Here is a 12,996-nt window from a genome sequence, read left to right on the forward strand (position 1 = left end):
CATGAATTCTTGATCCCACTTAAGTTCTGATTCTTGATTCCACTTCAGTCCTGGTTCTTGGTTCCCTTTCGGTTATGATTATTGATTCCACTTCAGTCCTGATTCTTGATTCCCTTTCGGTCCTGAGTCTTGCTTCACCGATACCGATCCTTCCGCCTTCGCTGCTCGCGTTGCTCCCGGCGTTCCTGCCGGTCTGACTTCATCTTCTCAAACTCTGCCATCCTGGTCCGGATTTCTTCTTCCTTTTGCGGTGTTAATCCGACGCTGTGTTTCACCCCCTGGAAAATGCTGCGCCACACCAGGTTGAAGAAGGAGCCCGATGGCGTGCGTACATAGTGCACAGGCGCATAAATAAACAGGCCGCTGCTGTCGGGGTTGTCTGAATTGAGCACAAGTGCATTGGCCAGGAGCGATGCCCAGCCCTGCGAAACGAGGTTACCATTACTTTCATTTTTGCGCATCAGGGCTACCGAAAGGTTGTTATACGCAAAATCGATGCGTCCCCGGGCCAGGCTGTCGTTCGCGCGGATGTCGAAAGCCAGCTTTTGAATGGTGCCCCGCTTAACCTTCACCATGCCCAGCGGTACGGTAATTTTGTTGAGCAGGCGGCCGTCGGTGCGCATCAGCGTTCCCTTAAAGCCAAACGCAGCATCGCGCGCAAGCAGGTCAAAATTAAACCGGACGCGCAGCAAGCCCCTGCCCATCAGGTAGCTGTGCAGGTTGGCCTGCATGAGCCGGTTCTTCTGCTTCTGCGCCGGCACATTGGTTACATTTGTAATCGTGCCGGCACTGCGCTGAAAAGTAATTTTCCCCGTGCGCCGGCTGTCCCGGTCAAATTCTGCATAGGCAATGTCAATGTTCCTGATCAGGATCTTGCGCAGCGTTATAGGTATGGGCAGGGTTTGCAGCAGCTGGTGCGGATACCGCCCTTCCTTAAGCGTCGCCTGTCCGGGCGGCAGCGCATTGTTATTGAATACTGAAACTGAACCATTGCTGATGGCCATAGTTCCGGCCAGCAGTTCCTGTTTGCGTACGTACAGGGGCAGGTCTATTTTACCCAGGTCAATGTCGTTCAGTTCGACGTGATAACGATCACGCGCATAACCGGCTTTTTCGCCAAAGGCGCTTTCACTGTATTGGGGCTCGAGTTCCAGTTTCCGGATTCGCAGCGAGCTGCGTTTAAGGTTGAAGCCCAGGTGCCGCAGGTTGATCTTGTAGAACCCATCGGCCGTTTTGTAACTGTAGTCGTTCAGGCTGATGCTGATATCTTTGAGCAGGTACACACGGCTGGTATCGCGCGCAGCGCCGGGATCAATCAGCAGGTCTTTCAGGCTGATGTGCAGGTTGTCGATGCTGTCTCGTCGCGGCCTGCCGGCTTCATTGGCATTTACATAGTGGAAACTGGCATTGCGAAAGTTGATGGTCTCCACACGAAACTCTTTCACGAAACGGGAAATGTATTGGTAGGGTGATCGGACCGGCCTTGGCGGACGGTTTTCGTTAAAAGGCAACTGCCGGTTGATCATCGTGATGCGCGGTTTTTCGAAGATAATCTGCCCGATGTTCAGCCGGTTTTCGCGCAGCAGCCGGTGCGGATGGATGTGCCTGATGAGCAGTTTATTCAGGAACACATAATAAAGATTGTTCGGTGCGGTCTGGTTGGCCACCTTCACGGCATACCGCAGTGTATCGGGTACAATCCGAACATGGCTCAGGGAAATACTGCCGGTTAAAAAATTGGTGTGCAGGTTGTCAAATTCGATGCGGTACAGGCTATCACTGCCGCTGTATACCAGCTCACGCACCTTCTGGCTCAGAAACGGACGGTATTTTTGGTTCAGGTACCAGGATGTAGCCGTCAGCAGCGCCGCAGTCAGCGCCAGGGCCAGTGCCCCCCATTTAATCAGGATATATCTCAGCCGTTTTTTACCAGGCATTCATAGTGTTATTTGCCATTAAGATACAGGTAAAGTTTGAAAGTGCATCGGTTGCGGTACAGATCAGTTGTTACGTTTCGCCTTGCGTTCGGCCCGGCGCTGCGCCCGGCGTTCTGCACGCTCGCTGCGCTGTTCCATTTTCCTGGATATCTTATCCTGTGCCTGCTTCTGCGTTTTCATCGGCACAAAGCCTACGCCTACCGCTTCACGCATGCCGGCAAACAGCGTTTTCCACATGAGGTTAAAGAACGAAGCCGTATTGGCGCGCAGGTAAGTGGCCCGCCCCGGGCGCAGCGGCTCGCCCGGCATGGGATTGGCATCTTTAATAAGGAGGTTGTTGGCAAGCGACGACAGTAGCCCCTGCTGTTTCAGTTTACTGCTTTCCTGCTGCTCTTTCAGTAACTTGATCTTCAGCCCATGGTAGTAAAAATTAAAGTTCCCGCTTGCCCGGCGCCGGTCGGCCGTTACATTGAAGTCGCCCTTATCTACGATCCCGGCATCTATAGCCACCAGGCCCAGGTTAATGGCCAGGTCGTTTAGTTTACGCATATCAAAGCGCCCAATGCTGCCGCTGTAGGTAAAGGCGCCATTTTCAGAGTTCAGGTCAAAATTGATCTTTACCCGCATGGCGCCGCTACCCATAAGCAAGGTCTTAAAATCGGCCCGCGCCAGATGGTCCCGCCTGAGGCGCAGGCTGTCGTTCGTTACATTGCGGATATCGCCATGCAGGTTGACAAACCTGACAGATCCGGTTTTCCTTGAAACGGGATTGTATTCTGAGTACTTCAGGTCGACCCCCTGCAGGCGAACCGTATCGATTTGCAGGGGCAGCGACAACCGTTTGAGCGCCACGTGAGGGTAATTTCTTCCTTTGTCGATAACGGGCGGTGGCAACTCCCGGTTCATGAAGACGGCAACGCTGGCAGGCCCTACGCGAAGCAGACGGGCCTGCAATTTTCCTTTGGTATCTAACTGGCGGAAATCAATGCCCGACAAAGCAATCTCGCGAAAAGAGAGGTCATAGCGGTCTTTCTGAACCTGATACTTGCGGCTGAACGCAAGTTCAGGCAGATTGGGAATCAGTTGCAGCCCTTTAATGTACACACGCGACGAGGCAAATGAACCCGCCACCGAATCAATACGAAGCGTATACATCCTGTCTTTGGTTACCGAGCGGTAGCCGCCCAGGTTGAAACCAATGTTGCGGCTGTAATAAAACCGTTTCCGGTCCTTGCCCGAAAGCGAGTCGATCAGGATATCGTCTGCCTGGATGTTCAGGTTCCTGAATGCGTTGATGACCCGCTTTTTGCCGTTCGCATCAATGTAATCGAACTTTGCCCGGCTAATTTTCAGGGCGTCGACCTGGATAGACTTTAAGTTACCGCGAATGAGCTCGTACAGGCTTTTTCCGACCTCAGAAGTATCATTTTTTGACGGTACCTTGCGGTTCACCATGCTGATGGCCGGCTCGTCAAGCACAATGGAACGTATGCGGAGGTGTTTTTTGAAATAGGTACGCAGCAGTCCGGTCCGGTTGATGCGAAGGGCGGAAAGTTTGATCGAAAAGACGTTTTCGGGCGCCGTGCCCGCCTGTACCATCCGCCGGTAAACCTGGGTATCTGCCTCGATCGTCACGTCATTCAGGCGTACGCTGCCCGTAAGCACGTTCAATCCGATCTCCCTATAAGTAATATTGTACAGTCCTTTTGAGCCATTATGTACCGCTTCGCGGATTTTTTCGCCTGCCAGCGGTTTCCAGCGCGAGGCCAGGTAAGCCGACGCGACAAGAAGCAGGACGATCAGGATTCCCGCAGCAGCGGCAACCCTGATCCAGATTTTTCGGTGTGGACGGAAACGGTTCTGGACCATGAAGTGAGTTTCTGTTATAACAACCGAAAGGCAGCCAGGTTTTACACCGCAAACCAGGCACTTGACATTATGCTGACAAATTGTCATTTCAGAAAATATTTTCGTATTTTTGAGACCAAATTTGCTTACATGATCGAACTGCAGTTACAGGACAAGACACACGATGAGAGCCGCCAGGGCGAAGCGCTGGTGGTAGAGAAACCGAAGACCTCGAACGGGCGGAAACTATATATTGAAAGTTATGGCTGCCAGATGAATTTTGCCGACAGCGAGATTGTGGCTTCCATTCTGATGGACCAGGGTTTTGAGACTACCGGTAATTATTTTGATGCCGACGTGGTGTTCATCAACACCTGCTCCATTCGTGACAATGCCGAGCAGCGCGTACGCAACCGGCTTAAACAATTCGAATCTGTAAAGAAAAGCAAACCAGGCATGGTGGTGGGCGTACTGGGCTGTATGGCCGAGCGACTTAAAGCCAAGTTCCTTGAAGAAGAGCACCTGGTCGACGTGGTGGTTGGCCCCGACGCGTACCGTGACCTGCCGCAGCTCATTGGCCGGGTAGACGAGGGCGCTAAGGCAGTGAACGTTCTGTTATCGCGCGAGGAGACTTATGCCGACATCAGTCCGGTACGGTTAAACTCGAACGGCATTACGGCCTTCATCTCGATTATGCGGGGCTGCGACAACATGTGTTCGTTCTGCGTGGTGCCATTTACCCGCGGCCGCGAGCGCAGCCGCGATCCTTTTTCAATCGTAGCCGAAGCCCGTGATCTTTTTGAAAAAGGCTACAAGGAAGTTACCCTGCTCGGCCAAAACGTAGATTCGTATAAATGGTCTGCTAAAGGCGAAGAGGCCGCAGCGACAGATGCAGACAAGGTTGACTTTGCACAATTGCTTGCAATGGTGGCCGAGGTGAGTCCGGAATTGCGGGTACGTTTTTCGACCTCACACCCAAAAGACATTACCGACGAGGTGCTGTACACCATGGGTCGTCATGACAACATCTGCAAATACATTCACCTGCCCGTTCAGTCTGGCAACAGCCGCATTCTCGAGCTGATGAACCGTACGTATGACCGCGAGTGGTACATGAACCGGGTAGACGCCATTCGGCGCATTTTACCTGAATGCGGTATCTCGACCGATATCATTACCGGCTTTTGTTCAGAAACTGAAGCCGAGCACCAGGATACGCTGAGCATGATGGATTATGTGAAGTACGACTTTGCTTATAATTTTATCTATTCTGAGCGCCCCGGAACACTGGCAGCCAGGAAACTGACCGATGACATCCCCGAGGACATCAAAAAACGCAGGCTGTCAGAAATCATGGACAAGCAGCGCGAACATTCGCATTACCAGCTCCAGAAAATGGTGGGCCGCACGGTGAGGGTACTTATTGAAGGATTTTCCCGCAAGTCTGAACAGGATTATTGCGGACGCAGCGACCAAAATGCAATGGTTGTATTCCCGGTAGAACCACACCTGACACCGGGCACGTATGCCGACATCCTGGTAGAACGCTGTACCACGGCTACCCTGATCGGGAGAAGTATTTAAACCGCCGGGCCCGGCCCGGAACAAGTTCCTTTAAACAATGGATACGCAAAACATTAAACAGCGTTTCGGCATCATCGGCAATTCGCCGCTGCTGAACCGCGCCATAGATATAGCCACCCAGGTGGCGCCAACAGACATGTCTGTGCTGATTACCGGCGAAAGCGGCAGCGGTAAAGAAGTCTTTTCCCACATCATACACCAGCTCAGCAGCCGCAAGCATGGGCCCTTTATTGCGGTAAACTGCGGCGCCATTCCCGAAGGTACCATTGACTCGGAGCTTTTCGGACATGAAAAAGGTTCCTTTACCGGGGCACATGAGGCCAGGAAAGGCTATTTCGAAGTGGTTAATGGCGGCACCATCTTTCTTGATGAGGTAGCAGAGCTGCCCCTGGGTACCCAGGCCCGCCTGTTGCGCGTGCTCGAAACAGGCGAATACATTCGTGTCGGTTCCTCAAAGGTGCAAAAAACCAATGTGCGTGTAGTGGCCGCAACCAATGTCGATGTATACAACAGTGTAAAAAATGGCCGCTTCCGGGAGGACCTTTACTACCGCCTCAATACGGTTCCGCTGCGCATACCTTCTTTGAAAGACAGGAAAGATGATATTTACCTGCTGTTCAGGAAATTTTCTGCCGATTTCAGCGATAAATACCGCAGTCCGGGTATCCAGCTCGAGCCCGATGCCGTTCAGCTGCTCAGCAATTACAGCTGGCCGGGCAATGTACGTCAGCTGAAGAACATTGCTGAACAGGTTTGCGTTCTTGAAAAAGAACGGAACGTCAATGCACAGGCGCTGCTGAATTATATTCCGAACGAGACGGGCAGCAACCTGCCCATGCCGCTTAACCAGAACAGCAAGGAAGATTTTACCGAGCGCGACATTCTGTACAAGGTGCTTTTCGACATGAAGAAAGACATGGTCGAACTTAAAAAACTTGTCGCAGACATTATCCAGCATGGAGGCAACACCTCGCACGTGATGGCTGACAACCCGCATTACATTAACCAGCTGTACCGCGATGTTGACCTGCCGGCTATCCCTGAACAAGGCTTTACGATCCAGCATCCGGTACAAAACCAGGCCGATTACCATTTTTCTGATGAGGCCGAAGAAGTGGAAGAATCGCTTTCGCTTGTTGATAAAGAGTCTGACCTCATCAAAAAGGCCCTGAAAAAGCACAAAGGCAAACGGAAATTTGCGGCCAAAGAGCTCGGTATATCTGAGCGCACGCTTTACCGTAAGATCAAAGAACTGAACCTGAGTTAAAGACTGGCCCCCGGGCCATAACCCCTTACGGATGAAAAAATACCTGCTTAATGCACTGCTGCTGCTCATCATCTTCACTTTTGGCGGCTGCAAGATCACCTTCAACGGTGCCTCCATACCGCCCGAAATGAAGTCGATCAACGTGCGTTTTTTCGAGAACAATGCCCCGCTGGTGGTTGCAGACCTGGCGCAAAATTTTACCGAAGAACTGAAAACCCGCATACGCAATCAAACGCGCCTGACAATTACCCAGGGCGATGCTGACGCCGTTTTTGAAGGGCGCATTACCAGTTACAGCATTGCTCCTACAGCCATCGGCGACAACAAGCAGCCTACTGCCGGAGCCAACCGCTTGTCCATCACCGTTGCCGTGAAATACACAAACAACCTCAACGAAAAACTGAGTTTTGAAGAGTCCTTCACCCGCTTTAAGGATTTCCCCCAATCGGGGCTGGCCACGGCGCCGCCGCAGCTGAACACCGATGTAAACCGGATGCTTACTGAGGATATTTTTAACCGGGCCTTCGCCCAGTGGTAGGCCAATTTTTGTAACTTAGCCCGGTGGAGCTCCAGGACGATATGTATACCGAATTGAAAGACCTGCTGAACAACCCGCAGGCGGTTACCGCCAGTCATGCGGAGTTACTGCGTGGTGCAGTTTCCACTTATCCTTACTTTCAGCCGCTTTATGTCCTGCTGGCCATAGCCGAAAAAGAAGGCGCTGCGTTGTCTGCAAACGGTACTTACACAAAATCCGGAACCCGTGCTTCAGTTTTTACACACGGGCACCTGGTCTACGCCGCTTTGCAGCATCCCGAAGAACTGCAGTTCAAAAAATTTGCGTTCAGCAATACGGCCATCACAACTGTTCAGGCCCCTGAAGAAACGACAGAAAGCGAACGTGCCGCTGCCGCCGATACGGCAAATGCAGCCCCGTCACGGCCTGCGCCGGAAGAAGAGCCCGAAGATGAGGTGTACGAAGAGATCGGTGAATTGCAGACTCTTCCCCTGGTGCCGGTCTCGGGCCCTGTGCTGAACATTGAAAACCTGGCTCCTGAAGATATCCCGGACAACCCCATTTCAGCACATGGCTACCCGCGCACAGACGCGCCAGGCCCTGACAGAGAGCAAGCCGAGGAGCATGCTCCTGCAACCGCTGAAAAAGAAACACCACCCCCGGCTGTCCCCTTGCCTGAAAGCGTTGCCTCTTTTGATTTTTTTGCTTTCGATGCGCGCTTCCCCGCAACGACTGTAGCCGAGCAGGCGCCCGAAACAACCGCTGAGCCCACAGACGATGGCCGCGTTAGTAAGTATCATGACGATGCGCTGCCTTACACCTTTCTGTGGTGGCTGGCCAAAACCCGTAAAGAATACGAGTCTTTCAGGCCCTATGCAAACCCTGTAAAACGAAGCGGCCCGCCGCCCGAACCGGGATTGCAGCAACAGTATGTGGAACACATTTTTCATATCCAGACGCCTTTTGAAGCCGAAGATCTGGTGGGCGACAATGAAACTGAGGCCAGACAGGGAAAAGAAGCCGAACTGATTGATAAATTTATCAGGCAGCAGCCGCAGATCAATGCTCCCGAACCGGAAAAGATCGATACCGAAAACAAGGCAAAAAAAAGCGCGGAAGACCAATATGACCTCGTTACCGAAACGCTGGCGAAGATCTATATTGAGCAGATGCTTTACCACAAGGCCATAGATACTTATAAAAAATTAAGTTTGAAATATCCGGAAAAAAGCCGTTACTTTGCCGACCTTATCCAATCTATAGAGAAGAAAATTTAAAAGAAATAAAAATGACCTTTTTGATTATTTTACTGATCGTTGTGTGTGTAGCCCTGGCGCTGTTCATCTTAATTCAGAACCCGAAAGGCGGCGGATTGGCTACCGGCGCAGGGAGCAGCAACATGTTTGGCGTGCAACGCACCGGAGATGTTCTGGAAAAAGGGTCGTGGTTCCTGCTTGCCCTGATCGTTGTGCTTTCATTGGCCGTTACTACGATTGCAAAAACCAGCGGCACCGCCGGAAGCGTAGATTCTGAACTCCAGGAGCAGGTTGATAAATTACCAAATCCTTCGCCGATTGGCGGTGGCACCGGAACGGGAACGGCTACGCCTCCTCCGCCGGCAGCATCAAAAGACACGACAAAGAAATAATATTCTTTCGTACATAAGACAGGCCCGGTCCCCCAAGGACCGGGCTTTTTTGTGCTGTAAAAGGTAAGCACCCGCCCCTGCGCCATTCAAAACCGGGCGGCAGCGGAAAAAGGACCTGCCAGAAACCAAAAAAACTTCGCTATCGCCGGGAATAATGTGATGGGTGTTGCAGTGATGGGTTCTGAGCTCAGTCTTTATCCCTGGCTCCTATGGTCAATGTGCACGCGGTGTATTTCGTGTTACGGATGCTGGTGCTGTGTGTTGCGGCCTCTGTTGGCACCATCCCAACGGAGTGCAGCCGAGGAACGATCTGTTCGAAACCTGTACAGGTTCTTCGCCACCAGTCCCGGTATAGCCGTTGTTGCCGAGCTCCAGGGCCTTTAATAAAGTGAATGGGTCGGCCCTTCAATCAACTGAAACAGTAAGCCCTTCCTGCTGAAGAATTTTGCGGTAGATTTCCATCTCCGTGAACGAACCTTCCAGCACGGCGCATTTGCCCTTGTTGTGTACTTCCCAGGCGATCTTTTCGGCCTGGTTTTCGCTGTAGTCAAGGTATTTCATCATGCAGTGAATCACATGGTCGAACGTGTTTACATCATCATTCCATAGAATAAGCCGGTGGACGGTTTTTAAGGAGGTGAGGATTTCTTCTAACGTAAACGTTTCTTCCTTGGTTTCTGTCGACATAGCGCAAAAATACTTTATTTTAGAAAAATTTAAGAAGAGTTTCGGCAACAATAAGTCATAAATTTGCACCGTTTAAAAGCCCAGATCATGTATCGTTCAAAAATTGCCGGGATCGGTCGGTATGTTCCTGAAAATGTCTATACCAATGACGATTTGTCGAGGTTTATGGAAACCAGCGATGCCTGGATCCGTGAACGTACGGGTATCGAGGAACGCCGGTTTGCCGACCGCAACAACGAGACGACCACCACGATGGGCATCGAGGCTGCAAAAATAGCCATGGAGCGAGCGGGAACTACAGCCGCCGAAATTGACTTTATTGTTTTCGCCACACTTAGTCCTGACTATTACTTTCCAGGCTGCGGCGTGTTGCTGCAGCGCGAAATGGGTATGAAAGAAATAGGCGCCCTCGATGTACGCAACCAATGTTCGGGTTTTGTTTATGCGCTGTCTGTCGCAGACCAGTTCATCAAAACCGGCATGTACCGCAACATCCTGGTGGTGGGCAGCGAGAAACACTCTTTCGCCATGGATTTTGAAACACGGAGCCGGAATGTCTCTGTCATATTCGGCGATGGCGCCGGAGCTGTCGTACTTCAGCGCAGCGAAGACAATCAACGGGGCATTCTGAGCACACACCTGCACAGCGACGGTGGTGATGCCGAAATTCTTGCCATGTATTACCCCGGTTCACATGCAAACAAGTGGCTCAAAGACAAGCCGGCCTTCCCTGAACAGGAACTTGGCGGCCTGTTCATGACACCCGAAATTCTGGAGAGCGGAGCGGCACTGCCTTTTATGGACGGCCCGTCGGTCTTTAAAAAAGCGGTCATTAAATTTCCGGAGGTGATCAGGGAGGCGCTGGAGGCAAACGGCCTGACTGAAAAAGACATCGACCTGCTGGTTCCCCATCAGGCCAACCTGCGGATCAGCCAGTATGTCCAGCAGCTTCTCAGCCTGACAGATGACCAGGTTTTCAATAACATCCAGAAGTATGGAAATACGACGGCAGCGTCTGTGCCCCTGGCGCTTTGCGAAGCCTGGGAAGCCGGAAAGATCCAGCCGGGAGACCTGGTTTGCCTGGCCGCTTTTGGTTCAGGATTTACCTGGGCAAGCGCCTTGCTACGCTGGTAGCCGCCGCATTAAAAACCTGCCCCGCTACTGCACGGCAGGCGATTTTATCACAAATAAAAAAAGAGACATGAAATTTAAACTCGGCGACTTTGTCCGCTTTGTGGATGAAAAGCGTGAAGGATATGTGACCAGCATCATTGACGAACAAACGCTCGGCGTAACGGATACAGACGGCTTCGAAATTCCTGTCAGCATAGGTAACCTGACAAGCATACACGGGCACATGCAAGACAGTCCTGCAGAGGAGGAGGCGGCGGCAGCAGCAGCCGCACCAAAAAAAGTGGCCGTCAAACCACCGGCAGAGCAGGGCATATTCCTGGTGCTGCAGCCCGGCAGCAAACAGCACGCAATTCGTTTTCACCTTGTGAACCACAACGCAAACCGTGTTCTTTTTAGCCTGATGGGCGAACGCCAGGGCAAATTCAGCGGCATCCAGTCAGGAATACTGGAACCGGGCAACTCGGCTCCTGTTTTTGAAGGCGCTTTGCCCGACCTGGACCTCTGGCCGGAGTTTCACCTGGCCCTGCTTCAGCATGGTGCTTCCGAACTGCTGCAGCCCATCCGCTTCAACCGCAAGTTCCGGCCCAAAGATTTTGCCCCCGAACGGGCCTCTACCGCGCTCCAGGGTGAGAAGGGCTGGCAGTTCCGTCTGGGCGAACCTCCGCTGAAAATCGATGCACAGCAATTAAAAGAGAGCTTTTTCAAGCCAACTCCCCAAAAACAAGGACTCGCCAGGCCGGAGACCGAAACCGATCTGCATATTGAGAAATTGCGCAGCGACCACCAGTTTCTTCGCGGCGATGAAATTCTGGATATTCAGCTCGGACACTTCCGTAAAACACTGGAGGCTGCGCTCGTGCACAAATTGCCTGAGTTGATCCTGATACATGGTGCCGGCAATGGAATTCTGCAGCAGCAGATTCACCGCGAACTGGGAAAACACCCGCAGGTACGTACGTTCATGGATGCACAGAAAGAAAAATTCGGGTACGGGGCCACAAAGGTGGTTTTCAAATAACACGCTGTTTACCGTACCAGCTGGGGGTTTTTTATATTTTAAACCCCATAATTTACTGAAACAGGTATCTTTGCCGCTATGAATATCTTACTCTTAGGATCAGGCGGCAGGGAAAGCGCTTTTGCCTCCAGGATCAGTCAGTCGGCCAGGTGCACCAAACTGATCATTGCGCCCGGAAACGGTGGCACAGCCAGGTACGGCCAAAATGCCGCAGTCAATCCGAACGACTTTGAAGCTGTGAAAAAACTTGTTCAGAAAGAACAGATTACACTGGTCATAGTCGGGCCTGAAGAACCACTGGTAAATGGTATTCATGACTTTTTCAGCGCTGACCCGCAGCTGGCGTCTGTTCCTGTCATTGGCCCGAAAAAAGAAGGCGCCATTCTTGAAGGAAGCAAGGATTTCTCCAAGCAGTTTATGCAGCGTCATGCCATACCTACCGCCGCTTCGCAGACTTTTACCAATGAAACGCTTCAGCAGGGGCTGGACTACCTGGACCGGCACGACCTGCCCATCGTACTGAAAGCCGACGGCCTTGCCGCCGGTAAAGGTGTGTTGATTCTTGAAGACCGGGAAGAAGCCAAAAAAGAACTTCAGCTTATGCTGGGCGGTAAGTTCGGGGCGGCTGGCTCTACCGTTGTTGTGGAGCAATTTCTTTCAGGGATCGAACTGTCTGTTTTCATACTTACTGACGGATCGCACTATGTTCTGCTTCCCGAAGCCAAAGACTATAAACGCATTGGCCAGGGCGATACCGGTCTGAATACGGGCGGCATGGGCTCAGTCTCACCGGTACCTTTTGCATCTGAATCATTTATGCAGAAAGTTCGCGAACGGATCATTGATCCGACCGTTCAGGGGCTAAAAGCAGAAGACATCAATTACACCGGCTTTATCTTTTTTGGCCTGATCAAGGTAGGCGAAGAACCATATGTGATCGAATACAATTGCCGCATGGGCGATCCGGAAACAGAAAGTGTACTGCTTCGGGTAGAAAACGACCTGGTCGAGCTTTTCGAAGCCACGGCAGCACGCCGGCTTAATGAAGTACAGATGCGCATTTCACCAAAGACAGCTGCAACGGTCATGATCGTTGCGGGTGGTTATCCGGGCGACTATGAAAAAGGCAAGGCCATCTCCGGTATCGAGAATGTGCGGCACTCTGAAGTTTTTCATGCCGGAACAATGTCTGAGAACGGTGTGGTAAAAAGCAATGGCGGCCGGGTACTTGCGGTTTCAAGCCTGCAGCATGATATGTTTACGGCGCTGCAATGTGCCACTGCCGATGCCGGCCGCATCTACTTTGACGGGAAATACTTCAGGGAAGATATCGGGTTCGATTTGGTGTAGGCCGGC

Annotated in this window: 11 protein-coding genes; 8 read left to right on the forward strand and 3 right to left on the reverse strand. The window is 51.9% G+C overall.

Translation table 11 applies throughout. The features are described 5' to 3' along the window. Positions 1–134: 134 nt before the first annotated feature. Both C7T94_RS01195 and C7T94_RS01200 read right to left on the reverse strand, forming a co-directional pair. Positions 135–1,937 carry a hypothetical protein gene (locus C7T94_RS01195; RefSeq protein WP_107212865.1) on the reverse strand — a complete coding sequence of 601 codons (1,803 nt, stop codon included), beginning with the start codon at positions 1,935–1,937 and terminating at the stop codon, positions 135–137. Between the two features lie 63 nt (positions 1,938–2,000). Beyond that, on the reverse strand, positions 2,001–3,806 hold the full coding sequence (locus tag C7T94_RS01200) for an AsmA family protein (RefSeq protein ID WP_107212867.1): 1,806 nt from the start codon (positions 3,804–3,806) through the stop codon (positions 2,001–2,003). Between the two features lie 129 nt (positions 3,807–3,935). Between C7T94_RS01200 and miaB the strand changes: the two genes are divergently transcribed. From miaB to secG, 5 genes are read left to right on the forward strand one after another with little or no spacing between them, the layout of a single operon-like run. Further along, a complete protein-coding gene (gene miaB / locus C7T94_RS01205; RefSeq protein WP_107214612.1) occupies positions 3,936–5,369 on the forward strand; it encodes a tRNA (N6-isopentenyl adenosine(37)-C2)-methylthiotransferase MiaB in 1,434 nt (477 codons plus the stop codon). A 37-nt stretch (positions 5,370–5,406) separates the two neighbouring features. Further along, the gene (locus tag C7T94_RS01210; RefSeq protein WP_107212869.1) at positions 5,407–6,636 is read left to right on the forward strand and encodes a sigma-54 interaction domain-containing protein; all 1,230 of its coding nucleotides are present in this window, start codon (positions 5,407–5,409) and stop codon (positions 6,634–6,636) included. A 31-nt stretch (positions 6,637–6,667) separates the two neighbouring features. Beyond that, positions 6,668–7,174 carry an LptE family protein gene (locus tag C7T94_RS01215; protein ID WP_107212871.1) on the forward strand — a complete coding sequence of 169 codons (507 nt, stop codon included), beginning with the start codon at positions 6,668–6,670 and terminating at the stop codon, positions 7,172–7,174. A gap of 23 nt (positions 7,175–7,197) precedes the next feature. Further along, the gene (locus C7T94_RS01220; RefSeq protein ID WP_162618510.1) at positions 7,198–8,430 is read left to right on the forward strand and encodes a hypothetical protein; all 1,233 of its coding nucleotides are present in this window, start codon (positions 7,198–7,200) and stop codon (positions 8,428–8,430) included. 11 nt (positions 8,431–8,441) lie between these two features. Continuing rightward, the gene (gene secG / locus C7T94_RS01225; protein ID WP_107212875.1) at positions 8,442–8,801 is read left to right on the forward strand and encodes a preprotein translocase subunit SecG; all 360 of its coding nucleotides are present in this window, start codon (positions 8,442–8,444) and stop codon (positions 8,799–8,801) included. A gap of 405 nt (positions 8,802–9,206) precedes the next feature. Here secG and C7T94_RS01230 read toward each other — a convergent pair whose 3' ends face one another. Continuing rightward, positions 9,207–9,488 carry an ATP-dependent Clp protease adaptor ClpS gene (locus C7T94_RS01230; RefSeq protein WP_107212877.1) on the reverse strand — a complete coding sequence of 94 codons (282 nt, stop codon included), beginning with the start codon at positions 9,486–9,488 and terminating at the stop codon, positions 9,207–9,209. Positions 9,489–9,575: 87 nt separating this feature from the next. Between C7T94_RS01230 and C7T94_RS01235 the strand changes: the two genes are divergently transcribed. The 3 genes from C7T94_RS01235 (at position 9,576) to purD (ending at position 12,990) form a co-directional block, all read left to right on the forward strand. Further along, positions 9,576–10,622 carry a 3-oxoacyl-ACP synthase III family protein gene (locus C7T94_RS01235; RefSeq protein WP_107212878.1) on the forward strand — a complete coding sequence of 349 codons (1,047 nt, stop codon included), beginning with the start codon at positions 9,576–9,578 and terminating at the stop codon, positions 10,620–10,622. 67 nt (positions 10,623–10,689) lie between these two features. Beyond that, the gene (locus C7T94_RS01240) at positions 10,690–11,640 is read left to right on the forward strand and encodes a Smr/MutS family protein (RefSeq protein WP_107212880.1); all 951 of its coding nucleotides are present in this window, start codon (positions 10,690–10,692) and stop codon (positions 11,638–11,640) included. Between the two features lie 78 nt (positions 11,641–11,718). After that, positions 11,719–12,990: a phosphoribosylamine--glycine ligase gene (gene purD / locus C7T94_RS01245; protein ID WP_107212882.1), complete on the forward strand. Its 1,272-nt coding sequence runs from the start codon at positions 11,719–11,721 to the stop codon at positions 12,988–12,990. Positions 12,991–12,996: the final 6 nt, after the last annotated feature.

The sequence above is a fragment of the Pedobacter yulinensis genome, from assembly GCF_003029735.1.
In the GTDB taxonomy this organism is placed as follows: domain Bacteria; phylum Bacteroidota; class Bacteroidia; order Sphingobacteriales; family Sphingobacteriaceae; genus Pedobacter; species Pedobacter yulinensis.

What these genes read in the sequence shown, in the direction of transcription:
- C7T94_RS01240 (WP_107212880.1), top strand. Translation starts at nt 10,690, where the DNA reads ATGAAATTTAAACTCGGCGACTTTGTCCGCTTTGTGGATGAAAAGCGT.
- miaB (WP_107214612.1), top strand. Translation starts at nt 3,936, where the DNA reads ATGATCGAACTGCAGTTACAGGACAAGACACACGATGAGAGCCGCCAG.
- C7T94_RS01215 (WP_107212871.1), top strand. Translation starts at nt 6,668, where the DNA reads ATGAAAAAATACCTGCTTAATGCACTGCTGCTGCTCATCATCTTCACT.
- secG (WP_107212875.1), top strand. Translation starts at nt 8,442, where the DNA reads ATGACCTTTTTGATTATTTTACTGATCGTTGTGTGTGTAGCCCTGGCG.
- C7T94_RS01230 (WP_107212877.1), bottom strand. Translation starts at nt 9,488, where the DNA reads ATGTCGACAGAAACCAAGGAAGAAACGTTTACGTTAGAAGAAATCCTC.
- C7T94_RS01200 (WP_107212867.1), bottom strand. Translation starts at nt 3,806, where the DNA reads ATGGTCCAGAACCGTTTCCGTCCACACCGAAAAATCTGGATCAGGGTT.
- C7T94_RS01235 (WP_107212878.1), top strand. Translation starts at nt 9,576, where the DNA reads ATGTATCGTTCAAAAATTGCCGGGATCGGTCGGTATGTTCCTGAAAAT.
- C7T94_RS01195 (WP_107212865.1), bottom strand. Translation starts at nt 1,937, where the DNA reads ATGCCTGGTAAAAAACGGCTGAGATATATCCTGATTAAATGGGGGGCA.
- C7T94_RS01210 (WP_107212869.1), top strand. Translation starts at nt 5,407, where the DNA reads ATGGATACGCAAAACATTAAACAGCGTTTCGGCATCATCGGCAATTCG.
- purD (WP_107212882.1), top strand. Translation starts at nt 11,719, where the DNA reads ATGAATATCTTACTCTTAGGATCAGGCGGCAGGGAAAGCGCTTTTGCC.